Source organism: Salmonella sp. SAL4457 (genome assembly GCF_046548235.1).
GTDB lineage: Bacteria > Pseudomonadota > Gammaproteobacteria > Enterobacterales > Enterobacteriaceae > Salmonella > Salmonella enterica.
The window spans coordinates 1-270 of sequence record NZ_JBGDZO010000535.1 but is presented as its reverse complement, the minus strand read 5'-3'; the positions used below and the strand labels follow the sequence as shown (position 1 = coordinate 270).

Here is a 270-nt window from a genome sequence, read left to right as displayed (position 1 = left end):
ATGTGTGATAGCGCACATGCGTGATATGCTCTACCTAACTTCTCTTGGCGCAGCGCAAGCGAAAGTGAGATTAGGCGTGCGAGCTTTTTCGAGATCCCTCGATCCCAGCAAGAATCGGCTGTTGGCCGCTCTGCCACCAGACGAACTCGAACGCCTGCTCCCAGCCTTTCAACAAATCTCATTTTCACTTGGCGATGTCGTCTACGAATTCAGCGGACATTTGGATTACGTCTACTTCCCAACCACGGCGATTATCTCGTTGCTCTACAC

At 51.5% G+C, this 270-nt stretch carries 1 protein-coding gene; it reads left to right on the top strand.

Features of this window, described 5'->3' with window-relative positions; translation table 11 throughout:
- Nucleotides 1-25 precede the first annotated feature (25 nt).
- Nucleotides 26-270: hypothetical protein (locus ACLJNW_RS25375; RefSeq protein WP_410961390.1), on the top strand; the 245-nt coding region annotated here is incomplete at its 3' end.